The organism is Brevibacillus sp. HB2.2 (assembly GCF_013284275.1).
GTDB lineage: Bacteria > Bacillota > Bacilli > Brevibacillales > Brevibacillaceae > Brevibacillus > Brevibacillus brevis_D.
This window is the reverse complement of record NZ_JABSUV010000010.1, coordinates 75389-98604: the sequence shown is the minus strand read 5'-3', so window position 1 is coordinate 98604 and position 23216 is coordinate 75389. Positions and strand designations below refer to the sequence as shown.

Below are 23216 nucleotides of genomic sequence, written 5' to 3'. Positions count from 1 at the left end.
TGTAAGAATGAATGTCACCGACGAGACATGTTTGGCAGCTATTCTAAACGTAATAACTTATCTGGGAGGATCATGATGGAGATTTTGCGAGTAGAGAACCTGTCAAAAACGTATGGTGATGGCGAAACAGCTGTTACTGCACTGAACGATATCTCATTTTCCGTACAAAAGGGGGAGTTTGTGGCGATCATTGGACCTTCTGGTTCAGGTAAGTCTACCCTTTTGCATATTCTGGGGGGCGTTGATACGCCCACATCCGGTAAAGTGATCGTTGACCAGACTGATATGTACGCGATGGATGAAACGGCACTGGCCATCTTCAGACGCAGACAGATTGGGCTTATCTATCAATTCTACAATTTGATCCCTGTCCTTACTGTGGAAGAAAATATTACCTTGCCATTGCTGTTGGACGGTAGAGAAGTAAATCAAGATATCTTTTCCGGTATCGTAGAGACTCTAGGCCTTCAACAGCGATTAAAGCATCTGCCAAACCAGCTTTCTGGGGGACAGCAGCAGCGTGCGTCTATTGGCCGTGCCTTGATTAGTAGTCCCGCCATTGTATTGGCTGACGAGCCTACGGGGAATTTGGACAGCAAAAACAGTGCTGAGATTGTGAAGCTCTTGAAAAAATTACACAAAGAACGGCATCAAACTCTGATTGTTATTACACATGACGAAAACATTGCCTTGCAAGCGGACCGTATCATTGGCATTTCGGATGGCAGGATTTCTAGAGATGAGGTGATCCGGCGATGAATATCGTAAATCAACTCACCTTACGTTATATGAAGAAGAATAAGAGCCGTACCCTTGTGACAATCATTGGGGTTGTCATTTCTGTCGCAATGCTTACAGCAGTATTTTCGATTAGTAGTTCTTTCATGGATATGATGCAAAGAAACGCAATTACCTACTCTGGTAAATGGCAGGCAGCTTTTCTCAATGTTACAGGAGAAGATGTTGCGGTTATTACAAATACGGAAGCCATTGAAAGATACGATATTGACCAGAAGCTCGGATTTGCACGACTTTCTAACTCTCCAAACAGCGTGAAGCCCTATTTGTATATTACGGGACACAGTAATCACGATGTCGTAGGGGTGAGCCTAATTAATGGGCGGTTGCCTCAGAATGAAAATGAACTGGCACTTTCATCGGAGTATCTTCGAACCGCAGGTGTAAGCTTGAAGGTTGGAGATGTAGTCACTTTAAATTTTGGTGATCGTAGCTTGAATGTAGATGGGCAGAGCGAGACGTTGGGCGACAATGATGTCTACCAATCAAAGGAAGTCTTTACGCCTACAAAGACGAAAACATACACGATTACTGGGATTGTTCAAGCACCAGCTAAAGAGCAGGAAGTAATGGCTGCATACCGTGCATTTAGCGGTCTTTCCGAGGGGAATTTAGAGGAGGGTTCTCCCTACACGGTAAGTGTTGAATATAAGGATTTTAAAGGTTTAGGGAATGACATTTACGAAACGAGTGACGCGATTGCTAGTAAGGTAAGCGGAGTAAATGATCAAGTTAAATCGAATGGAGTAAAAATCAAGTACAATCGGGACCTGTTGCTTTATTCGGGGATTTCGAATGATTCCCACTTTCTTAACACGATGTACCTGGCAGTTCTTTCCGTTGGAATTATCATTCTGATTGGATCTGTCTCACTCATCTACAACGCGTTTGCGATCTCGCTTTCAGAGCGTAGCCGCACTTTAGGGATGTTATCTAGCGTAGGGGCAACCAAACAACAAAAAAGGGCTTCCGTATTTTTTGAAGCTGCTGTGATCGGGGTCATAGCGATTCCAGCTGGGTTGTTTTTTGGGTCCATTGGCATTGGTGTTACTCTCCATTTGCTCAATCCATTCATTCAAAAAATGCTTTTCGTTAGTGAACCGATACGTTTTGTGATAGAGCCGTACAGTATGATTGCGGTCGTTTTGTTTTCCATTTTGACATTGCTCATTTCTGCATGGTTACCAGCAGTGAGGGCATCGAAAATTACACCGATAACTGCAATCCGCCAGACAAAGGATATCGAGATAAAAGGAAAAGATGTTCGTACATCCAATATGACCCGGAAGTTGTTTGGATTTGAAGCGGAACTAGGATTAAAAAATCTGAAAAGGAATAAACATCACTATCGCTCAACTGTCTTTTCTCTTGCGATCAGTGTAATCCTTTACCTAGCAGCTTCTTCTTTTTCGTTGTATATGGATAAGTCCTATAATATGGCACAAGCACCGCTACCATATGATTTGTCAGTAAACGCAAGGGGAGCCGATCTGGAAAGAGTAAGGTCATTAACAAATGAATTGATGTCCGTCAAGAACGCAACAACAAAAGTGAAGACCCAACTTATCGGTGCTGATCTAATCCTCAACGAAAACGAGGTTACCACAGACATCTCCAGTCGCCATACTCTTAATCCTGATGGGAAATACTTTATGTCTGCTGACATTGTTTCTCTTGATGAGGCCTCTTTTGCAGCGTACCTGCAATCCGCGGGGATTGATGCAAAGAAATTGGAAGGTGACGAGATTTCTGCCATACTTGTTAATCGGTTCACCTTGAAAGAAGAACATAATTTTACAGATATCTCTCAACTAACAGTCCAAGAGGGATCAGAACTACCTCTCACTTTGAATGAAGGAGCTAAAGTCCGAATTGCTTCTATCACGGATAAACATCCACCTTTTATGCTACGATACCAGGAATATGCTTTTACGGTTACATTTGTTGTTTCTGAACGAGGCTTTGACAAGTTCCGAGAACGAGGTAACGCTATGCTGTCTGAGCAAGTTACCAGCGAAGTTCAATTTACAACAGAGCAGTCTGCGGCATTGGAAAATGAAATAAACCCGATTATTAACAAATATCCAGATGTACATGTCTATACGAACAATCTGATTGAGGAGCGTAAGGATGCAATGAATCGCGCCACAGTCACATCCGTATTCCTTTATGGGTTTGTGGTTCTCATCGGACTCATTTGTATGGCAAATATTATCAACACGATTTCGACAGGGATGGCCTTGAGAAAACGTGAATTTGCGATGTTGGCTTCCATTGGTATGACGCCAAAGGGCATGAAGAAAATGCTACGCTTCGAAGGATTCTTTTATGGAATGAAGTCGCTTATTTACGGTTTACCGATTAGTTTATGCGTAATGTTTTTCATCTACAAGAGCCTTAGTCGTAATTTTGAATTCGCTTTTACGGTGCCTTGGGCGGATCTTATCATTGCAGGGGTAGGTGTGTTTTTTATTGTGGGGACGACGATCTTTTATGCAAATAGAAAATACAAAGAATACAGTATCGTTACCTCGTTGAAGAACGAAAACATTTGATCGAAGCATGAAAGTTCGAGGTAGAAGATTCTATCGGATAATTGTTTTGTAACGTGTAAATACGTGTCTGATTCGTTCAGATACGTATTTTTTATTAATATAGTGGATCAAGCACAGCGAGGAAAAAATGAAAACCCGACCATGAGATCGGGCAAAAGAAATCCCTCTATTCATAGATTACTCATAGTGAGGGGATGGAGGGTCAAAGTAATAATCTAATCCGACAATCCCCCAAAAAATGATGAATGTGAACAGTACATATAGCCATCTTTTACGAAGTGACTGGGAATTTACGATAAAACCCCAACTAAGCAGGGGGAGTGCTATCAATATGAGTGATACGAAGTCGGTCATGCGGAATTCACTCCTTCACGTTTTATTACGTAAATAGGTAATATTCGTTACTTGCCATTAACTTTAGTTAGACGACGAATGAATAGACATTCTGCTATAATCATTGAATTGTCCTAATTATATGATGGTAAGAAAAGGTTTAAGAAGGAGGGAGAATGGATGGTTTCATTCTGTAAAAAAGTGATGATGGTCGTCTTGGGACTGATGATGGCGATTGGCAGCTTGGCAGGACATGCTCTGTTCGCTGGAAGCACGGCGTATGCTGCAAGTACAGATAATAATTGGTCTCAAGTTAGCAAGTTGGGAATAGAAGGTGCGCAATATGCGACTCTCTTGAACGCAAATGAAACTTTGTATATCGCCTATGCGGATTCTAACCAAGGCGGAAAGACAACCGTGAAGAAATACAACGGAACTGACTGGGAGTCGGTTGGGGACGAAGGTTTTTCCGAAAGTCAAATTCGGTACCCGTCTTTAGCTGTTTCAAACGGAGAACCTTATGTGGCATATATACATAATGAAAGTGTCGTGGTGAAGAAATATGAAGGAGGTAGCTGGAAAACAGTAGGGACAGAGATCAATGCATCGAATGAAGTCCTTCCATCTCTGATTAGTATAAGCGGGAAAATATACCTGTCATATGCAAATAAAGTCAATGGAGGGTTGGTAGGCGTTAAAGCAACCGTTAAAGAATTACAAGGAAATGACTGGAAAGTGATGTTGAACAATTACAATTCGGGAAAGGCCATAGCGAATATTGCGCTAGCGAATCAAAACGGAAAACTTCACGTAGCGCATGTATGGCCGAATTCTATTCAAGTATTCAGTTTAAATGGAACGGATGGTTATAATCCATTGTGGAATTTTGAAGAGGATTATTCGATTTCATCACATACCCCGATAACTTTTGCTGCTAGTGATGACAGTGATTCTACTTATATGGCAATAGTGGATCAGAATGATAAGTCCATCGTGGTGTACCGTGACACTCCGGGTAAGAAGAGCTCCTCCTTAAGCGGTCCTGGTACATCTGAAAAGGATCAAGGGACACATGCATTGTCCATGGCTGTCAAAGACGATATTCCCTATGTAGCGTATATAGACAGTAATAGCGGAAAAGCAACAGTGAAGAAGTATATTGGCCAATGGGAGACAGTAGGCAACGAGGCTTTTACTACAACAGATGCGAATGCTGTTTCTTTAACGATCGTAGGTGGTTTTCCTTATGTAGTTGCTACAGATTCTTCAGGGGATTCCACCGTATACAAAATGGTATCTATACCTCCTCCTGTACTTTCCACAACCGCAACAAGTAATGATGTAGCCAATGCGATCGACATCACCTACAGAGATGATCCGACATGGCGTGAAAACATTACGGCGGTCAAAGATGAAACGAACAAGCAGCTTGCGTACACGGCTGCTCCAGGGAAAATTACGATTCAAGCCAATGAGCTGACAGCTGTCGGGCATACGATCACGGTAAGCGCTACTGGTTATGTAGATACATCTGTAAAAATCGTATCCAATAACGCTGATTTGAGCAGCCTCAACTTGAATTCGGGGCCTTTGATTGAAACATTTGATTCGGAGAAGACGGACTACACGCAAAATGTTGGTCAAAGCGTTACAAACGTGAGTGTTACGCCGACTACTACTGACTCGAAGTCAACCATTACAGTCAATGGTCATTTGGTAAGGAGTGGAGATGCAAGCCCTGCTATTACCCTGAATGCAGGGAGTAATATGATTACGATTGTAGTGACAGCAGAGAATGGCAATACGAAGACATACACGGTTGAAGTGAATCAGATTCGGGATTCGACCAATGCTGATCTAAGTAACTTAGTACTGAGCAGCGGCCCTTTCAATGAAACATTCCATGCAGCCCAAACGAACTACACGCAGACAGTCGGGAACAGCACAGCGAGCTTGACCGTGACACCGACTGTGGCTGATTCAAAGGCAACCGTAACCGTCAACGGTTCTTCTGTCAAAAGCGGGGAGGCAAGCGCCCTCATTTCTCTGAAAACAGGTACGAACGAGATTACGATTGTGGTGACAGCAGGAGATGGCACAACGAAGACGTACACGATTGAAGTCCAAAGACAATCCGTGACGCCACCGCCTCCACCGCCTCCACCGCCACCGCCATCCTACTATCCAGTAGCAGACGTGAGCCTCGACCAAGAGGAGTTGTACGTAACGGAAGGTGGAGAAACGGTTACATTACGCGCAACCATAACACCTGCGTATGCAACGAATCAGAGCGTGAAGTGGAGTAGCAGTAATCCAGAAGTAGCGTCCGTCGACGATCAAGGTGTGGTTACTCCTCTCGCGGCTGGGAGGGCAACGATTACCGTGACGACCGTTGACCAAGGCAAGACGGCGACGATTCGGGTAAAAGTTGCTCGGGAAGGCGAAAAGAGATTGATCGGACTGCGCGTATCGGATAAAAACATCCTGTTGAAGCCAGGAAAATCCTCTTCGATTAAGCTGTATGCGATTTATGCCGATGGCACGAAGGAGGACATTACCAAAAACAAAGATGTCCGATATGAAACGAGCGAAGAAGAAGTAGCGATTGCCACAAAAGGTGTAATCAAAGCTGGCAAAAACAAAGGCGAAGCAATGATTACGATTTCGTTTCTAGACGAAGAGCTCACCATTCCAGTCGTTGTCTCGGATGTATATGTAAACAGACTAAAACTCTCCCCAAGTAGCTTGAGCTTGGACGTGGAGGAAGAGGAGCAGCTAACACTTTCCGCTACGTTATCCGACCGGAAAACGGAAGATGTTACGGAACAGGCATTTTGGGAGAGCAGTGAGCCAGAGGTGGCAACGGTCAATGAGAACGGAGGAATCATTGGGCTTGCGCCGGGTGTGACCGTCATTTCAGCCAAGTATGCCGGAAAAATATCCAAGCTGACAGTTTATGTGGGCGGTGCGGAGCTGATCAGTCGACTTATCATCAGTAATCGATCTGTCACGATTGCTGAAGGAGAAGAGCAAGAGATCACGGCGACCGTTTACTACCGGGATCAATCGAAAAAAGACATAACAGACGAAGCGGTATGGTCCAGTGAAGACGAGGAGATTGCCACCGTAGAAAATGGTGTCATTACAGGACATGCAAAAGGAACAACGAAGCTCAAGGTGAAGTACCAAGGAAAAAGCATGACGGTTTTGGTGAAAGTCACGAAATAAACAAGAACAATGCCCTCGGGATAACCGGGGGCTTTTTGTGCGTGTTCAAACATGTACATTCACCCCGCACAATGATAAAATGTTCGTATATACAAGATAACGCTGCCTACCATCAACGAAGTATGCCTACGTATCCAGGCATGCTTTTTCGGGCGAGCACAAACCTTTTACAAATGCGCTGTTGCTCTTCTATGAATAGGTAGTTGTAAAGGTTTTCATACTTACTGGAGCGGGGTTGCACATATGATAGTGGTAAAGCAATTAATGGATCATTGCCACCGCTTTTTTGGGAGTCAAGGCGATCTGTATCAATCCGAGGATGCGGATATCCTGATTGCGGTCTATCCGGCTACGCGCAAGCGAGGATGGTGGACGTACGCCACACTTGAGCTGCACGAGATGGGGGCTACAGAGTACCTCGCCTATTCCTATCAGTTTGAGCAGAGAATGATCACACATTTGGCAAGAATAGCAGCCCAGGTAATTCGTCAGTGGGAGAGTCAATCTACTCGCTTGGAGTCTGGAAGCGTCTTTTCGCTTGGGGATACAATCGTGGAAAAATCGGTTTTGAATCATATGGTACTGACCCCTGCCTATTATGAAGAGGCTGGACTTGAATATTATACAAACGGCAAGGACGTAATCAGGTTCATGATGCTTCATGCCATCGCGGATTCTGAAGCAAAGTTTTTGGAACAATATGGACTTATAGCATTACAGGAATGGTTAGCGCACTCCGGTGTCGATTCCCTGAATGTTACGCGTACGCCTGCCATCTGAGAAGGGAGCGAGCGAAATGTCAGCGATTCGCTTGAGAGTCACCGTAGTAGTTGAACACGAAGGGAAAGTCCTCCTCATCCGTGAGCAGACACAACGAGGCATCTTTTACAACCTGCCAGGGGGAATCGTAGAATATTTAGAGGCGATTCCAGACGCGGCGAAAAGAGAAGTGATGGAAGAGACCGGACTCCTCGTGGAGATGGAGCGATTGATCTGGATAGACGATCGGATCGATCAGGAAGGGAACGGAAAGCATACAGTCGGAGTAGGAGTTCTGGCGAAGCTCGTCGGTGAAGAGACAAACCCAACGCCAGGTGGTATTGTCGATGAAGAGATCGAATGGGCTGGCTGGGTCACGCTAGACGAGTGGAAACAACTGCCGAACGACCACAAAACACGCCCGGATCAAGTCAAGCAAGTCTTGTCTGATCCCACTTATCAACCGATGTACTTGGGAAATATGCTGAGCCGAGCAGAATAAAAACAAGAGACACCGCCCTTTTCCTAGTGAAGAGGAGCGATGTTTCTTTTTCTTACGCTTTTTGCTGTACGGAAGCTTTTCTTCCTTTTGCGACAGCCAACACGACAATGACAGCGGAGAGAACAGCGCCGGGTGTCAATGGCTCTGACAGGAGGAGCCAGGCTGCGATGATTGATAAAAAGGGTTGAAGGTATTGAATTTGACTGACCTTGGAGACGCCGCCGATTGCCAGGCCGTGATACCACGCGAAAAAACCGAGGAACATACTAATAACGCTAATATAGCCAAAACCGAGCCAGACAGGCCAAGTGGCTTGTTTTAAGTCAGTGAGCAGAGGACCTGTGAGCGGAACGACGAGAAACGGAAAGGCAAAGATCAACGACCAACTGATGACCTGCCAGCCACCCATTGTCTTGGAAAGCTCACCGCCGACAGCGTATCCGATAGCCGCACTGATGACCGCCCCGAGCAAGGCGAGATCCGCCCATTGGAGGGCACCAAAGCCAGAACTGATCGCGTAGGCGAGAATCGTCACGCAGGCGATCACACTAGAAATCCAATACTTCCGGGTGGGGCGTTCTCCTGAAAAAAATATCGCTGCGCCAGCTGTGGCCAATGGCAATAGTGCGATGATGACTGCGCCATGCGTAGCGGGTACTCTCTCCATCGCCCACGACGAGAAAAACGGGAAGCCTGCTACTACTCCGGCGGATACGAGAAACAGTTTCTTGGTCTCTTGCCAGGTAGGAAACGGAACTCGTTTTAGTAGGAGCACCAAAGCAGCCAGTACAGCCGCGATCAACGCTCGTCCCAGCCCTGCCGAGAGGGGAGAGAGTACGGTAACAACCATCTTCGTTACAGGCAAGGTCAAGCTGAAGCTAAGCACCCCGATGAAGCCATATAGCAAGCCCATTTTCTCTGTATGCAGCTGGTCAGGAGTGATTGGCTGCTCTTTTGGTAGGACTTGCTTCTCGATAGGAAGCTGTGTGCTCATCCGAATCCCATCCTTTGTCGATTAAAAGTTTGTGTTGTTTCATCTTAGAGGCGACCGAGTATAAACGGTAGAGCCAATTGGCAGCAGGATCAGTAAGCCAATTTGTCGAAAGGGAGGAAAATGAAAACAGGAAGTGTGGAGGACGGATCAGGATGGAATGGAAGCCGGACAAAGATGCGGGAGTTCCGATCTATATACAAATCGCCAAAGAGCTGGAACGACAGATTGTGCTAGGAGTGCTGTCCCCAGGTACATCTCTGCCGCCTGAAAGAGTGTTGGCACGACGCTTTGGCGTCAATCGTGGGACGGTATCGGCAGCGTACGAAGAATTGCGGGCAAAAGGTATTTTACAATCGTGGCAAGGGAGCGGGACTTGGGTCAGTCGTGATCTGTGGGGCGTCAAACAAATGCCAAACTGGTACACCTACACGAATGGCGGGGCATTCTTGCCAGCCTATCCACTCGCAAAACGCATTCAGGATGCGTGCTTCGATTCCTCGATCATCAATCTGGCAAAGGCAGAATTGGCAACGACGATGATCCCGTCTTTGATACCAACGACGCCGGGGGAAGAAAACGGGATCAGGCTTGAGCTGGGCTACGCGCATCCAAAGGGGGAGCCACGTCTGCGTGAGGCACTGGCTGTGCATCTGCAAGAAAACTACGGCATTCACGCTTCCCCCGATGAAATCTTGGTGACGTCAGGGGCGCAGCAGGCATTGCATCTCATTACACTATGTCTCTTGAATCCTGGAGATGCAATCGCAATGGAGGGACCCTCTTATTCGTATTCCTTGCCCTTATTTAGTTCAGCTGGCCTGCGTTTATATCGCTTGCCGATGGATGAGAACGGAATTGTACCCGAGGCTGTCTACGAATTGCATCGGGAGCATCGCATTCGCATGGTTTTCGTGAACCCGACCTATCATAATCCAACCGGGACGATTTTAAGCAAGGCACGGCGATCCGAGCTGCTCGATATTTGTCAGGAGCTGCGCCTGCCACTCGTAGAGGACGACGCTTACGGGGCGCTTACACTGGCTGGAAGCCCTACACCGCCCAAGCCGATTAAAGCCATCGATAAGACGGGGGCTGTTCTGTACGTCGGGAGTCTTTCGAAAACGATTGCGCCAGGCTTGCGAATTGGCTGGCTGGTGGGACCAAGATCTGTCGTAGAAAGACTAGCCAATGCCAAGCAGCAAATGGATTTTGGCACGAGCAGCGTCTCCCAGCAATTCGCCCGGCGATTTGTTGAGCGAAAGAGCTGGAACAATCAGCAGGAGCGGATGTCTCGTTACTTGTTGGAGCAACAACAAACGATAGTACGCGCTATGCACAAGCATCTCTCCGATTACGCGGTATGGAATGAGCCGGGTGGCAGCTATCATATTTGGTGTCGGTTGCTTGCTCCCAGGGATGAAAAAGAATTGCTGGATGATGCGATCAGAGAGGGCGTTGTTTTTACACCCGGCAGCGTCTATGGAGCGGAAGCGGGGTGGCTGCGTCTGACCTATTCGTGGGAATGCCCGGCGAACATCGAGGAAGGAGTTCGACGCATCCAAAGAGTTCTTCAGCAGAAAAGGCGATAAGAAAAGGGATTAATTCCTTATTTATGAAACTATTTTCCACCTCACTCGTATGCACTATAGAGGCAATTTTAGAAAGGGGGGACAGTCGTGGGCGTACTTGAAACCGTCTACATAGTCTGCCTTGTACTTGGTCTACTCTACACGCTCATCTCACTGTTGTTTGGCGATGCGCTCTCGGATTGGCTGGGACATCTGCATCTGCCTTTTGCACAGCCCATTTTGTTGGTCAGCGGCATGACTGCCTTTGGCGGAGCGGGGTATCTGTTATCTCGGTACACTTCTCTCGGTGCGTTTGTCGTGTTGACGCTGGCAGCTGTCATTGGTATCGCTTTGGCTCTTGTTTCTTACTTCCTGTGGGTAAAGCCGATGAGCCATGCGGAAAATTCCACGAGCTATTCCATGAGTCAACTAGGAGGGAAGCTGGGCGAAGTCGGGACGACGATCCCTGCAGAAGGCCTGGGAGAGGTTCTGCTGCCGATGATTAGTGGAACCACTTACCATATGGCAGCGAGTCTTGAGGGCCAGATTATCCCGCAAGGAGCCCGTGTCGTCGTAGTCGAGGTCCGTGACCATGTCTTGTATGTGATCCCCTTTTACACTGAATCTGGCGAAGGAGATGGGAAATGATGTTAGATCCTGGCGTTTTGACCATAGTAGGTGTTGTCGTCGCAGTCTTTCTCGTGTTGGGTATTGCTTTTTGGGCCCGTTACAAAACAGTGGGTGCAGATGAAGCCATGATCGTGACGGGTAGCTATCTCGGCTCGAAAAACGTACTCAGTGACGAATCCGGGCGCAAGATGAAGATCGTCCGCGGAGGCGGCGCATTTATCCTCCCTATTTTTCAACAAGCAAACTTTCTGAGTCTTCTGTCTCATAAGCTGGACGTATCGACTCCTGAGGTGTACACCGAGCAGGGCGTTCCTGTCATGGCAGATGGCGTTGCAATCATCAAGGTAGGCGGCTCGATTGAAGATATCGCGACCGCATCCGAGCAATTTATGGGCAAGAGTGACGAGGCGCTGCGCGGAGAAGCACAGGAAGTCCTCGAAGGCTATTTGCGGGCAATCCTCGGCAGTATGACGGTAGAGGAAATTTACAAAAACCGTGAGCGATTCGCACAAGAGGTGCAAGCTGTAGCAACAAAAGATTTGAAAAAAATGGGGCTGTCCGTTGTCAGCTTCACCATCAAGGATGTCCGGGACAAAAACGGCTACTTAGCTGCGCTTGGAATACCGCAAATCGCTGCAGTGAAGCGCGATGCGACCATCTCACAGGCAGATGCGGACAAAGAAGCGCGGATCAAGCAGGCACAGGCAGAGGAAGAGGCACGCAAGGCAGAGCTGCTGAAGGAAACGAACATTGCCGAAGCTGAAAAGGAAAAAGAGCTGAAGGTAGCGGCGTTTAAGCAAGAGCAGGACAAAGCGAAGGCGAGTGCGGACCAAGCCTACAAGCTGCAAGAAGCTGTCGCCAAGCAGCAGGTGACAGAAGAAGAGATGAAGGTCGATCTCGTCCGCAAGCAGAAGGAAATTGAGCTGGAGGAAAAAGAAATTCTCCGCCGCGAAAAGCAATATGATGCGGAAGTGAAGAAAAAGGCGGACGCTGACCGCTACTCAGTGGAACAGGCGGCAGAAGCGGAAAAAGCGAAGAAGCTGAGAGAAGCAGACGCGATCAAGTACCGCATTGAAGCTGAGGCAAAAGCAAATGCCGAGCAGAAGCGTCTGGAAGGCTTGGCGATTGCCGAGGCTGAAAGAGCTCGTGGTAGCGCTGAGGCAGAAGTCACGCGACTCAAGCTCGAAGCCGAAGCAGAAGGGAAAGAGAAGCTGGCTGAAGCATTTGAAAAATTCGGTCATGCGGCTGTTCTCGATATTATTGCGAAAATGCTTCCTGAGCTGGCTGAGAAAATTGCCGAGCCGATGAAGGCGATCGACAAAGTAACGATCGTGGATGCGGGAGGCGGTCAGGGAGATGGCGTCAATCGTCTGAGTGGGAATGTTACGAAGCTGATGGCCCAACTTCCTGAGATGCTGAAAGACGTATCCGGATTGGATATGAACAAAATGATCGCAGACTTTATGAAAAAGGATGATGCCGTGCCTACGAAACAACAGCCTGTACCCGTAAAAGTTCAGGTAGAGACGGATTCTATTATGGAGAACGAAACGAAATAATCAAATCGATTAGAGAAGAAGTGCCCCTTAGTGCTAGGGGCACTTTTTCATTGGAAAAAATTAAGGATAGTCTACCTGCTTCGCACGTCCATATCCTCTCAACAATTCACTGACCGTGACAAACTTATACCCTCTATTTTTCAGTTCAGGCAATATTTGCTCGAGGGCTTGTACGGTCTGTCTTCGATTGCCTCCGTAATCATGAAATAGCACGATGTCTCCATTCCGAGCGTTGTTCAAAACCTTGTTGACGATTTTTTTTACACCGGGATCGCTCCAATCACGTGTATCTTGATGCCAGGACCACATGATCACGAGAAAACCAGCTTGCTTGGCTGTATCGACGACGGTCTCGTCATAATATCCCCCTGGAGGGCGAAAGAGGGTGGGACGAACCCCTGTTGCCGAATAAATCGTCTCCTGCGTTTTTTGCACCTCTTCTAACAGTCGTTTCGCTGACAGCTTTCGAATATCTGGATGACTGTAAGTGTGATTGGCAATCTCATGTTGATCATTCGCGAGAGATTTGACAATTTCCGGGTACTCGCTCACACGATTGCCTACGACAAAAAAGGTGGATTTCGCTTGATACTGCTTCAAAAGCGCTGCGATCTGAGGAGTGTATACCTGATCTGGACCATCGTCAAAGGTAAGGGCAATCACCTTGCTCTCTGTCGGCACTTCCCAAACGATATCTCCTCTTGTTTCGTAATACTCGCGATTTTTTCCCCGAATGGCATTGGCTGTCTCGTTGAAGGAAGGAGCCAGAATGACAGCTAGCAAAAGGGGGAAAAAGAGGATATGCTTTTTCATTCGTTCACCTCGTTGCAGAGACTTTCGTGCTAGGTGGCTGTACGTGATGAGGTACTCATCGTTACTATGCGACAAATCTTGATGAATATTCCTGTGTGTCTTTGTGGAAAAGACACTTGTTCTTTTTGTGTGGATAAATTAAGCTAGTAAGAACATAAGACGTGAGAGTTGGGTGGAGGAATCAATCATGAAGGTGGCAAAATTCGGGGGAACTTCTCTGGCGAATGCTGAGCAAATAAAAAAAGTATGCCAAATTGTTATGGCGGATCGGGATAGACGATTGATTGTTGTATCGGCACCTGGGAAACGGAACAAGGAAGACACGAAGGTTACTGATTTGTTAATTGCCTATGCGGAGCGATCTTTGGCTGGGGAACCGACAGAGGAAGCGAAACAAGCCATTTTCTTGCGCTATCGGGAGATCGTAGCAGATCTCGGGCTTTCTGCCGAGATCGGTCAAGCGATCGAAGCGGAGCTCGAGGAGGTTCTCGCAAACAAGGCGGGCTTGTCCACGGAAAGATTCATGGATGCAGTCAAAGCTGCCGGAGAGGATACATGCGCCAAGGTTGTTGCTCGTTATTTGCAGAGCTTGGGTGAGGTGGCGACCTACATCAATCCAAAGGATGCAGGAATGCTGGTTACGGATGAAGCGAGCAATGCGCATATTCTCCCTGAAGCGTATGCCAAATTGGCGACATTGCGAGAGCGGGAGGGAATCGTCATTTTCCCTGGCTTCTTTGGTTATTCGCGCGCCGGTGATCTGGTTACTTTTTCACGAGGTGGCTCGGATATTACGGGCTCGATTTTGGCTGCGGCAGTTGAGGCAGAAGTCTACGAGAATTTTACCGATGTGGACTCTGTTTATGTGGTCAATCCAAACCTCATTGCCAATCCGAAAAAAGTGACAGAGATTACGTACCGAGAGATGAGGGAGCTGTCCTATTCCGGTTTTAGTGTATTCCACGAGGAAGCGTTGATTCCCGCGTATCAAGCAGATATACCCGTATGCATCAAGAATACGAACAATCCGTCTGCACCTGGTACGATGATTGTGGCCGAGCGAGGAGCTGCTACAAACGGAGTGTCGGGGATTGCAAGTGACGGCGGCTTTTGCAGCATTTACGTCAGTAAGTATTTGATGAACCGCGAAATTGGCTTTGGTCGCAAGCTGCTGCAAATTTTGGAGGAGGAAGAGCTTTCGTATGAGCATACCCCATCTGGGATTGATAACATTTCCGTCATTCTGCGCGAGCGCGATCTCACGGAAGAGAAGGAACAGCGGATTGTAGAGCGCATCCGCCGGGAGCTGTTCGCTGATGATGTCGCTGTTCAGCATAGTCTTGCGCTCGTCATGATTGTCGGGGAGGGCATGCGTCAATCTGTGGGGACAACGGCGAGAGCCACTACGGCTTTGGCTTCTGCGAAAATCAATTTGGAAATGATCAATCAGGGTTCATCGGAAGTAAGCATGATGTTTGGGGTGAAGGCCGAAGAGGCAGACCGTGCTGTGATTGCTTTGTATCAAGAGTTTTTTGGGGGAGAAGAACCAGTGGTTTCCTCATCGTCACAAGCCGCTTCTATCAGTGTGTAGTCACGTGCTTCAAATGACCCGCTATTTCCATCCTGTACCCATTGATAAACACGCCATGCTGGCTGGGCGGATGCGAGTCCCACAATCCAATAGCTAAGCGTAGGATAATGCCAGCCAGCAATGTCGCGTGCAGAAGGGATTGGCGGTGTATGGGGGTGTGTATGCAAGACACCTAACCATTGAAGATTGTTCTTGCGGATGTGCTGCAAGGCTTGAAGAAACGTTGTCCCATCCCAAGCGAACACATGCTTGGCAGGTGAGTTTGGCATCGGTACATAGGCAGTAATCGTTGCTCCATGACCTGCGAGCAAAGCAGAATACTCATAAGGAAACGCCTCTTGTGCTTCGGCCAGGAGGCGTTTCGCTACTTTTTTCGTTAGGAATATTTTGTTATTCTTAATCGCAAAGGGGTCACCCAACCAAGCGGGATTTTTCATTCGGCTTTCGTCCTTCTTCTCTATTCGGCTATGATTTGGAGGTTAGCATTCGATGACTACGATACAAGTGGGAGTTTGCGGCTGGGGAGATCAGCACGAATTGTACGTACAAGGTGTGCGCAATCGAGACAAGCTGTCTGTATATGCCAGCCACTTTCCAATTGTAGAGGTGGATAGTTCTTTTTACGCTATTTTACCACAGCGAAATTACGAATCGTGGGTGAAGGATACACCTGAACGATTTGGCTTTATCGTCAAGCCTCATCAAGGGATGACGGGACATCAACGAGGGGACGCTTCGGGAAGCAGACGGGAATTGTTTCGTCAGTTTGAGGAGAGCATTCAGCCTGTCGTGGAGGCAGGCAAGCTCAAAGCATTGCTGTTTCAGTTTCCGCCGTGGTTCGATTGTACCCGGGAGCATGTCCAGTATGTGACTGCTTGCCGCCAAGCCATGCAGGCGTATCCGTTTGCGGTAGAGTTTCGCCATCAAAGCTGGTTTGAATCACGGTATTCGGAACGAACGCTTGATTTCTTGCGCAAGATCGAAGCGACACATGTCGTATGTGACGAACCGCAAGTCGGGAAAGGCTCGGTCCCGATTGTTCCTGCCGTGACGAAGCCATCGTTGGCGTTGGTTCGCTTTCATGGGCGCAACAAAGCGGGTTGGCGAGATCCCGGAGAGGGACAAAATTGGCGAGATGTCCGTTATTTATATCGATACAGTGAGACAGAGCTTGCAGAGTGGGTTGAACACATCAGACTGCTCGAACAGGAAGCGGATGAAGTCTGCATTTTGTTCAACAATAACTCTGGAGGAGATGCAGCAGCGAATGCGAAGCAGTTTTCGGAGATGCTTGGCCTTGCACCTTCTGGTCTGAATCCTCGTCAGATGGACCTGTTCTCCACGTAGCTAGAAAGAAGGGGAGTTTCATGCTTGCAGTAATTGCCATCTTGTTTGTCATCATTGGAGTCGTGGCTGGTGTCATTGGCAGTATCGCGGGTCTGGGTGGTGGGATTTTTTTCGTACCTGCTCTGCTTTATTTTGCGAACTGGTACACGCCTGGATCGATGAACCCGCAAGTAGCAGCGGCGACTTCGCTAATCGTGATTGCGGTAACCGCCCTTTCTTCTTCTCTTTCTTATCTCAAGCAAAAAAAAGTAGATAAGCAGAGTGCTCTGCTCTTCTTTATTGGGAGTGCCCCAGGTGCTATTGTGGGCGTGTATCTTAATACATTACTAGCAGTGGAGGGATTTTCGCTGCTGTTTGGCTTGTTTCAGCTCTGCATGTTTGTCGTATTGATGGTCAAAGACAAAATCAAGCCACGCAGCATTAAGTGGGAAGTCCAACGCCACTTCGTTGACAACGAAGGAAATGAATACGTGTACGGGTATAGCAAATGGTCCGTGATTACGATTGCCTTCTTTGTCGGGATTACCTCTTCGCTATTTGGCGTGGGTGGCGGCATCCTGATGGTTCCAGCCATGATGATTTTGTTTCGCTTCCCGCCACACATTGCTACGGCTACGTCCATGCTGGTCATCTTTTTATCAGCGGTGGTTGGGTCAATCACGAATATCTTCCACGACAACGTGCACTGGCTGTATGCAGCGATGCTCGCACCAGGAGCATGGGCGGGCGGAAAGCTCGGAGCAATTATTGCCAGTAAAATGAAGGGTCGTACCATCGTGCTGTTTTTGCGTGTTCTGATATTGGGAATTGCCATACAAATGATCGGAGAAGCGATTTTTGGATGATTTTTGGATAATGAGACGAGAGGGAGGGGAAAGCCGTGGCTGACACCTGTACCTTACATATTTTGCACACGAATGACTTGCACAGCCATTTTGATACGATGCCGCGAATTGCAACCTGCCTAAGCATACACCGAGAAGAGTGGGAGGGCAGGGGAGAGCATGTGCTGACGGTCGATATTGGAGACCATATGGATCGAATGGATATCCGATCGGAAGCGAGCTTTGGGAAAACAAATGTCGAGATCATGAACCGAAGCGAGATTCAATACGCGACGATCGGAAACAACGAAGGCATCACACTCCCAAAAGACAAGCTGAATGAACTGTACATAGATGCACGCTTCACGATCATTACAGGCAATCTGTTTGAACCGACAACCAATTCTGTCCCGTCTTGGGCTGTACCATACGCTATTCATACCGTAGGCGAGCTGCGGCTGGCTATCTTGGGAATGACGATTCCCTTTGGTCCCTCTTATCAAAGTATGGGCTGGGAGATCAAGGAACCGATCCCGATTTTGCGAGAGCAGATCGCGGCGCTGCGCTCGGTAGTGGATGTTGTCATTTTGCTTTCGCATCTCGGCTATCAGACAGATTGTGTGCTGGCTAGTGAAGTCGATGGCCTAGATATCATTTTGGGCGGACATTCTCACCGGGCGCTGCCTCATGGAGAACGCATAAGCGGTACATTGATCACACAAGCCGGGCGATTTGGCGAGTATGTCGGTCATGTGGAGTTCGTCTGGGACAGGACTCAAAATGGCATCAAAGACGTGCGCGCAGAGCTTTTTCACACAGAACAGTATCAGGTAGACGAATCATTGAGCCAGTTCATTGAGAGTGAAAAAGTATGGGCAGAAAATCGTTTGTTTCAGCCGATTGCGCAACTGGAGCAAGACCTGCATATAGGCTGGACGGAGGAGACCCCCTATGGTTCCTTCATCGCAGCAAGTATTCGCAAATGGACGGGTGCTGAGATCGGCATGGCAAATGGCGGCCTGTTGCTTGCAGATTTGGCTCGGGGCAGCTTGTCTTTTGCCGATTTGCTGCACAGTATGCCACACCCGATCAATCCCTGTGCGATCACGATTACAGGCGCACAGCTCACCACTGTTCTGGAGCAAGCCATTCAACCGGAAATGATTCAGCGGGAGCTGCGCGGGTACGGTTTTCGCGGCAAAATAGAAGGCTGGATGTGCGTGGACGGATTGCACATCCGCTACAGTGAGGATGACCAGCCGCAAATTATCCAGATTGAAGTCAACGGGCAACCGCTTGATCGCGAGCGTCTGTATCGAGTCGGGACGATCGATATGTTTATGTACAATCGCATGTTTCCCGAGTTGCTGCTCGGCAGTGAGCTTACGTTTTTCTTACCTGAGATGCTACGTGAAGTGCTCGCCACCACGATAAAAGACCAGCAGATGCTGCAAAATGCGTTTCTTCCTCGTTGGGAAAAGATATCGTCCGCGTCAAAAAACCAATCGTAGAGACCGTTTTTTCGGGAATGCTATCGAAAAACGGGAGGAGACGAGCGATGCGCTTCATTGATGAGGTATACGAGCTGTACAGAGGACATTTTAATGGCGATGAAGAGGACATTACAGCGGTTGTCGTCGGCATTCTCGCTGAGCAGTCTCGGGATGATTTGTTGGACTTGGTTGAGGAAATGGACGAAGAAGAGCTATTTCACATGCTCGCAACGTATATGATTGAAGTCATGAAACGGAAAGTCGCGATGGAGGATGAGCACTTTCCGACAAGCATTATGCATTAAAATTCGATCAGGGAGCTCCCTCATCAAAACCTCACCTTTCTCTGCTAAATGTCATAGGATGGTAACGCTAACAGACAGGAGAGAAAAGGGAGGAATCTTGATGGTCGAGGTAGTGCCAATCCACTTTCCAGAGGGGACGGCTATTGCTGTCACCGTTCGTTTGCCTAAGACGACGCTATTGGCTGTAACGACCGATCATGGCTACATCATGTGTGGGGCGCTGGATGTTGGGCTATTAAACGAAAGGCTAGCAGCGAGAGAAATTCTTGCTGGTCGTGCGGTTGGGGTCAAGACCATACAGGAATTGCTGGATGCACCGCTGGAGTCCGTGACGACGACGGCGGAGGAGAAGGGGATTACTGCTGGGATGATTGGGCGGGAAGCTGTCGTGAAAATGTTGTAAAACAACAAATGGTTTGCCTATAGAAAAACCTTTGTCCGATGACAAAGGTTTTTTAGTTTTCTCGCTCCTGTTTTACCAACGGGCATTTTGTTCTTCACAGATTCCGATCTTGTTTTGCACCACAACCGTTTTTCCATCAGGTGTTGAGAGTGTCCCGTCATATCGGCCGATTACTTGATGCAGAGTGGTCCGCACCAACGCAAAATTTTTGTGCTCGGTTCGAGCAAAGAGTGGTGTAAAGGTAAGGCGTACGGCAGACGATTCTTCGCTCGCAATCGTCCAAGGGAGCATCCGGTTGTCGGGATCGTAGGAAAAACGCATTTGTTCACTCAGTTTGTAGAGGACACCATCGATCATCAAGCCATTTTCCGTCATACCTGTTCCGTCCGTCCAGCCTTTGCCAAAGTTAAAGCCTGCGACACCTTCCGCGTGACGGAAAGAGCAGGTCGTCCAGTTCCAGCGAGTGTGATACGGCCAAACGCCACGTCCAAAATCCAAACTGGCAAAAGCATTCTGTCGATCGAGCAAATAGGTTTTCCCGTTATAGGCAATGGTGCCGTGCACAGGCCGGGCCGTTTGCTTCGATGTGAACTGAAAGCGCTCCGCACTCCACGGAATCACGACATTTAAGGACTCGCCTGGCGAATCAATCACGATGTCGAGCGAGAGAGGCTTATCACCGGGACAAATGGCAGTCGCTTGTACGCTCGTTCCGCTGGCTTCTGGGTGAAAGGAGACGGAGAGCTTGCGACTCGCAAAATGGCAAGGATTATCTACAGTGGCACCAAGCCGAATCCCTACACCAAAAGGAACCGTAACGGCACTGTCCGCGGTCTCTCCTGTCGTTAGATCAATAAAATGGACAAAGACAATGCCAGCGTAATCCAGATTGACCATCGCAATCGACATCGCACATTCAGGCGCGGTGATAAACCAAAAATTCCATTTTTTCCGGCGAAGCCAATGCCCATTAAATTGGCAGTCATGCAACGGATAACGGGACCAGCCAACCGCTTCGGGAAGCAAGCGGCCATCCTGGTCACATAATGAAAGAGGCTGCGTTAATTCTTTTTCGATAAGCGGCATATGATCATCTCCCTTGACAAACAAGGATTCTTTCAGACAAACTCGTCCTAAGCATCTTTCCTCAATAGACATGAAATGAAAATCTAGAAAAAATTTCATGTAGAATCAAGTCGAATCACGCTATAATAGGGATACCCTGAGGAAAGGCGAAGGAAAGGAAATGCGACTGAAATCCATTCAAAAATGCCAGCCGGGTGATAAACTGGCTCGTTCCATCTATACAGAGAATGGAACGATTCTCGTTGGGGCCGGAGTAGAACTAACCCAACGAATGATAGATCGACTCAAAACCAAAAACGTGAACAGTCTCTACATCCAAGACAAGCGCACCGATGATATCATCGTGGAGACAGTCATTTCCGAAAATACTCGCAGACAAGCAATGTCCATGATTCACGATACATTCCGAACTGTTCATCAAGTCCCGGACAAATGGCAGCAGCTTTTTTCGGACAAGGGTTTGGGACGTAAGCTGCGTGATGTCATGCAAATCGTTGCGGATGAATTGAACAACAGTGATTCAGCCATAAATTTATTGGCAGATGCTTGCGCCTTCGACAATTACATATTCACGCACTCATTTAACGTTGCCTTGTATAGCACAGCTCTTGCCATCAATACCGGCTGTTCGGAAAAAGATGTGTTGGAGATTAGTATTGGCGGTATGCTCCACGACATCGGTAAAGTGCATATCCCAGACAACATTTTGAAAAAACCGGGCCGCCTGACGCAAGAAGAATTTGAAATTATGAAAAGACACACGGAGATCGGCTTTGAAATGCTTCGTCGGCAAGACGACATCCCGTTGCTTGCAGCCCACTGTGCTTTTCAGCATCACGAGCGCTGGGATGGCACAGGCTATCCACGGCACCTGAAAAAAGAAGAGATTCATCCGTTTGGTCGCTTGATGGCTGTGGCTGATGTATTCGATGCCCTGACGTCGCATCGGGTATACCGTCGCGGAATGCTTCCTCACGAAGCGATGGAGGTGCTCTACTCCGGTTCAGGCAAACTGTTTGACCAAGTCTATGTAGAGGCTTTGCGAAATACGATTGCACTCTACCCTGTTGGTCTGACCGTCACCCTGAACAATGGTCTGTCTGGTGTTGTTGTCGATTCGAACAAAGGAATGCCGAGCCGTCCGATCGTCAGAATTCTGGTGGATGAGGACGGTCGGGATATCGAGCATCCCTATGAGTGTGACTTGTCCAAAATGCTGACGCTCATGATCATCGCCTGTGGCGATTTGGTATAATCAGAGCCAGTCTTTCTTTTTAAAAATGATAAACATCGTCGTGCCGATAGCCGCCATACATCCCAGCACGATGTAGTAGCCGTAGGGTGAACGCAGCTCAGGCATCACATCAAAGTTCATCCCGTATATACCGGTCACAATCGTCAACGGCATAAAAATCGTTGTCAAGGCGGTAAAAACACGCATAATATCGTTGGCTCTGCCAGCAAGCGCCGCTTGATACGCTTCGCGCAAGTTCCCGATGAGCTCGCGAAAAGCTTCAAAGCTCTCTACAATTTTGCTGGCATCGTCTACAATATCGCCAAAGTACTTCCGCAGATAAGGTTGAATGAGCGGGAGTTCTTTTTTATGTAGGGCGTCAATCAAATCCCGCTGGGGAACGAGCATTTTACGGGCGTACAGGATTTCACTGCGCAGCCCGATAATTTGATCCAGATGGGATTTTTTCGTGTGCATCAAAATTTGTTCTTCCAGATCTTCAAGCAGGTCTTCAATTTTTTCGGTCACATCAAAATAAAGATCGACAATTTGATCGACCAGGTAGTAGAGAAATGCATCGGGGCGATTGACTTCCTTTTCCCGGATGATCGAAAGCATGGTAGTGAATTCAGGGGCCTCCTGCTTCGTTACGGTGATGATGGTGCTGCTACCCAGAAAAATATTGATTTCACGCAAGAAGATATCATGATTGTGGAAGGTAATGCCATTGATGACCATAAAGTAATGATCCTCGTAGTTTTGCAGCTTGGGCCGCTGTTCTTCCTCGTCGATACAGTCCTCCACAGCCAGATGATGCAGTCCGAACAGCGGCTGTAAAATATCCAAATCGAATGGCGTGGCATGAATCCAGTAAAACCCGTTCACAGGTGGAGTAGCAGCCTCTTCGATGTCTTCTATCTCAGTGATGATTCCGTTTTGTACGAGTCTGATCTTCATGTTCGATTCTCCTGCAAGTGGATTCGGTTGCGGCGGGTAGACGGGGCCAGATTTGTGTGAGAATCAGTTCATAAGCAGAGCGAAGTGCTCGGCGGCTAGGCGGAGCCTTTGATATGCGCTCTTGCTTGGGAGTCGTCATGCAAGTTCGCCTCCTCGATGAAAGCCTTCATCCTATATGTATGAACGTCAACTCGTCCGCTTTCCCGCTGCGGCTAGTGCTGGTAATTCCTTTTGATT

General features: G+C 47.9%; 20 protein-coding genes. 15 read left to right on the top strand and 5 right to left on the bottom strand.

What is annotated here, in order from left to right:
- Positions 1 to 75 precede the first annotated feature (75 nt).
- The 5 genes from HP401_RS09555 to HP401_RS09535 all read left to right on the top strand — a co-directional run bounded on the left by HP401_RS09555 (position 76) and on the right by HP401_RS09535 (position 8175).
- Positions 76 to 759, top strand: a complete 684-nt coding sequence (locus tag HP401_RS09555; RefSeq protein WP_016739677.1) for an ABC transporter ATP-binding protein — start codon at positions 76 to 78, stop codon at positions 757 to 759.
- Positions 756 to 3353: an ABC transporter permease gene (locus tag HP401_RS09550; RefSeq protein ID WP_173604858.1), complete on the top strand. Its 2598-nt coding sequence runs from the start codon at positions 756 to 758 to the stop codon at positions 3351 to 3353. The genes HP401_RS09555 and HP401_RS09550 overlap by 4 nt, the downstream gene beginning before the upstream one ends.
- 513 nt (positions 3354 to 3866) lie before the next feature.
- On the top strand, positions 3867 to 6914 hold the full coding sequence (locus tag HP401_RS09545; protein WP_173604857.1) for a cadherin-like beta sandwich domain-containing protein: 3048 nt from the start codon (positions 3867 to 3869) through the stop codon (positions 6912 to 6914).
- A 243-nt stretch (positions 6915 to 7157) separates the two neighbouring features.
- A complete protein-coding gene (locus tag HP401_RS09540; RefSeq protein ID WP_173604856.1) occupies positions 7158 to 7694 on the top strand; it encodes a suppressor of fused domain protein in 537 nt (178 codons plus the stop codon).
- Positions 7695 to 7710: 16 nt separating this feature from the next.
- The gene (locus HP401_RS09535; protein ID WP_026133939.1) at positions 7711 to 8175 is read left to right on the top strand and encodes an NUDIX domain-containing protein; all 465 of its coding nucleotides are present in this window, start codon (positions 7711 to 7713) and stop codon (positions 8173 to 8175) included.
- A gap of 52 nt (positions 8176 to 8227) precedes the next feature.
- Here HP401_RS09535 and HP401_RS09530 read toward each other — a convergent pair whose 3' ends face one another.
- A complete protein-coding gene (locus HP401_RS09530; protein WP_173604855.1) occupies positions 8228 to 9169 on the bottom strand; it encodes a DMT family transporter in 942 nt (313 codons plus the stop codon).
- A 152-nt stretch (positions 9170 to 9321) separates the two neighbouring features.
- On the opposite strand from HP401_RS09530, the gene HP401_RS09525 reads away from it, so the two are divergent.
- The 3 genes from HP401_RS09525 to HP401_RS09515 all read left to right on the top strand — a co-directional run bounded on the left by HP401_RS09525 (position 9322) and on the right by HP401_RS09515 (position 12926).
- The gene (locus HP401_RS09525) at positions 9322 to 10758 is read left to right on the top strand and encodes an aminotransferase-like domain-containing protein (RefSeq protein WP_173604854.1); all 1437 of its coding nucleotides are present in this window, start codon (positions 9322 to 9324) and stop codon (positions 10756 to 10758) included.
- 87 nt (positions 10759 to 10845) lie between these two features.
- Positions 10846 to 11385 carry an NfeD family membrane protein gene (locus HP401_RS09520; protein ID WP_173604853.1) on the top strand — a complete coding sequence of 180 codons (540 nt, stop codon included), beginning with the start codon at positions 10846 to 10848 and terminating at the stop codon, positions 11383 to 11385.
- Positions 11385 to 12926: a flotillin lipid rafts scaffold protein FloT gene (locus HP401_RS09515; RefSeq protein WP_173604900.1), complete on the top strand. Its 1542-nt coding sequence runs from the start codon at positions 11385 to 11387 to the stop codon at positions 12924 to 12926. The genes HP401_RS09520 and HP401_RS09515 overlap by 1 nt, the downstream gene beginning before the upstream one ends.
- A gap of 60 nt (positions 12927 to 12986) precedes the next feature.
- On the opposite strand, the gene HP401_RS09510 is transcribed toward HP401_RS09515, so the two are convergent.
- Entirely contained in the window at positions 12987 to 13739 is a 753-nt protein-coding gene (locus HP401_RS09510) for a polysaccharide deacetylase family protein (RefSeq protein WP_015893078.1), read from the bottom strand.
- Positions 13740 to 13926: 187 nt separating this feature from the next.
- Here HP401_RS09510 and HP401_RS09505 point away from each other — a divergent pair, with 187 nt between their 5' ends.
- Entirely contained in the window at positions 13927 to 15330 is a 1404-nt protein-coding gene (locus HP401_RS09505) for an aspartate kinase (protein WP_142497054.1), read from the top strand.
- On the opposite strand, the gene HP401_RS09500 is transcribed toward HP401_RS09505, so the two are convergent.
- On the bottom strand, positions 15261 to 15767 hold the full coding sequence (locus HP401_RS09500; protein ID WP_173604852.1) for a M67 family metallopeptidase: 507 nt from the start codon (positions 15765 to 15767) through the stop codon (positions 15261 to 15263). The two genes, HP401_RS09505 and HP401_RS09500, sit on opposite strands and share 70 nt — an antisense overlap.
- A gap of 52 nt (positions 15768 to 15819) precedes the next feature.
- Between HP401_RS09500 and HP401_RS09495 the strand changes: the two genes are divergently transcribed.
- The 5 genes from HP401_RS09495 (at position 15820) to HP401_RS09475 (ending at position 19702) form a co-directional block, all read left to right on the top strand.
- A complete protein-coding gene (locus tag HP401_RS09495) occupies positions 15820 to 16677 on the top strand; it encodes a DUF72 domain-containing protein (RefSeq protein WP_173604851.1) in 858 nt (285 codons plus the stop codon).
- A 20-nt stretch (positions 16678 to 16697) separates the two neighbouring features.
- Complete coding sequence (locus tag HP401_RS09490; protein ID WP_015893074.1) at positions 16698 to 17522, top strand: sulfite exporter TauE/SafE family protein; 825 nt, start codon at positions 16698 to 16700, stop codon at positions 17520 to 17522.
- Positions 17523 to 17557: 35 nt separating this feature from the next.
- On the top strand, positions 17558 to 19012 hold the full coding sequence (locus HP401_RS09485; RefSeq protein ID WP_173604850.1) for a bifunctional metallophosphatase/5'-nucleotidase: 1455 nt from the start codon (positions 17558 to 17560) through the stop codon (positions 19010 to 19012).
- 47 nt (positions 19013 to 19059) lie between these two features.
- Positions 19060 to 19299 carry a DUF6154 family protein gene (locus tag HP401_RS09480; protein ID WP_015893072.1) on the top strand — a complete coding sequence of 80 codons (240 nt, stop codon included), beginning with the start codon at positions 19060 to 19062 and terminating at the stop codon, positions 19297 to 19299.
- Positions 19300 to 19399: 100 nt separating this feature from the next.
- Complete coding sequence (locus HP401_RS09475) at positions 19400 to 19702, top strand: YunC family protein (RefSeq protein WP_015893071.1); 303 nt, start codon at positions 19400 to 19402, stop codon at positions 19700 to 19702.
- 72 nt (positions 19703 to 19774) lie between these two features.
- On the opposite strand, the gene HP401_RS09470 is transcribed toward HP401_RS09475, so the two are convergent.
- Complete coding sequence (locus tag HP401_RS09470; RefSeq protein WP_173604849.1) at positions 19775 to 20788, bottom strand: DUF2804 domain-containing protein; 1014 nt, start codon at positions 20786 to 20788, stop codon at positions 19775 to 19777.
- 160 nt (positions 20789 to 20948) lie between these two features.
- Between HP401_RS09470 and HP401_RS09465 the strand changes: the two genes are divergently transcribed.
- On the top strand, positions 20949 to 22043 hold the full coding sequence (locus HP401_RS09465) for an HD-GYP domain-containing protein (protein WP_015893069.1): 1095 nt from the start codon (positions 20949 to 20951) through the stop codon (positions 22041 to 22043).
- On the opposite strand, the gene corA is transcribed toward HP401_RS09465, so the two are convergent.
- A complete protein-coding gene (gene corA, locus HP401_RS09460) occupies positions 22044 to 22979 on the bottom strand; it encodes a magnesium/cobalt transporter CorA (RefSeq protein WP_064201348.1) in 936 nt (311 codons plus the stop codon).
- Positions 22980 to 23216: the final 237 nt, after the last annotated feature.

Coding starts and splice junctions, on each gene's coding strand:
- HP401_RS09535 (WP_026133939.1), top strand. CDS start 7,711: ATGTCAGCGATTCGCTTGAGAGTCACCGTAGTAGTTGAACACGAAGGG.
- HP401_RS09480 (WP_015893072.1), top strand. CDS start 19,060: ATGCGCTTCATTGATGAGGTATACGAGCTGTACAGAGGACATTTTAAT.
- HP401_RS09525 (WP_173604854.1), top strand. CDS start 9,322: ATGGAATGGAAGCCGGACAAAGATGCGGGAGTTCCGATCTATATACAA.
- HP401_RS09490 (WP_015893074.1), top strand. CDS start 16,698: ATGCTTGCAGTAATTGCCATCTTGTTTGTCATCATTGGAGTCGTGGCT.
- HP401_RS09550 (WP_173604858.1), top strand. CDS start 756: ATGAATATCGTAAATCAACTCACCTTACGTTATATGAAGAAGAATAAG.
- HP401_RS09555 (WP_016739677.1), top strand. CDS start 76: ATGGAGATTTTGCGAGTAGAGAACCTGTCAAAAACGTATGGTGATGGC.
- HP401_RS09515 (WP_173604900.1), top strand. CDS start 11,385: ATGTTAGATCCTGGCGTTTTGACCATAGTAGGTGTTGTCGTCGCAGTC.
- HP401_RS09530 (WP_173604855.1), bottom strand. CDS start 9,169: ATGAGCACACAGCTTCCTATCGAGAAGCAAGTCCTACCAAAAGAGCAG.
- HP401_RS09540 (WP_173604856.1), top strand. CDS start 7,158: ATGATAGTGGTAAAGCAATTAATGGATCATTGCCACCGCTTTTTTGGG.
- HP401_RS09470 (WP_173604849.1), bottom strand. CDS start 20,788: ATGCCGCTTATCGAAAAAGAATTAACGCAGCCTCTTTCATTATGTGAC.
- HP401_RS09465 (WP_015893069.1), top strand. CDS start 20,949: ATGCGACTGAAATCCATTCAAAAATGCCAGCCGGGTGATAAACTGGCT.
- HP401_RS09500 (WP_173604852.1), bottom strand. CDS start 15,767: ATGAAAAATCCCGCTTGGTTGGGTGACCCCTTTGCGATTAAGAATAAC.
- HP401_RS09495 (WP_173604851.1), top strand. CDS start 15,820: ATGACTACGATACAAGTGGGAGTTTGCGGCTGGGGAGATCAGCACGAA.
- HP401_RS09475 (WP_015893071.1), top strand. CDS start 19,400: ATGGTCGAGGTAGTGCCAATCCACTTTCCAGAGGGGACGGCTATTGCT.
- HP401_RS09505 (WP_142497054.1), top strand. CDS start 13,927: ATGAAGGTGGCAAAATTCGGGGGAACTTCTCTGGCGAATGCTGAGCAA.
- HP401_RS09545 (WP_173604857.1), top strand. CDS start 3,867: ATGGTTTCATTCTGTAAAAAAGTGATGATGGTCGTCTTGGGACTGATG.
- HP401_RS09510 (WP_015893078.1), bottom strand. CDS start 13,739: ATGAAAAAGCATATCCTCTTTTTCCCCCTTTTGCTAGCTGTCATTCTG.
- corA (WP_064201348.1), bottom strand. CDS start 22,979: ATGAAGATCAGACTCGTACAAAACGGAATCATCACTGAGATAGAAGAC.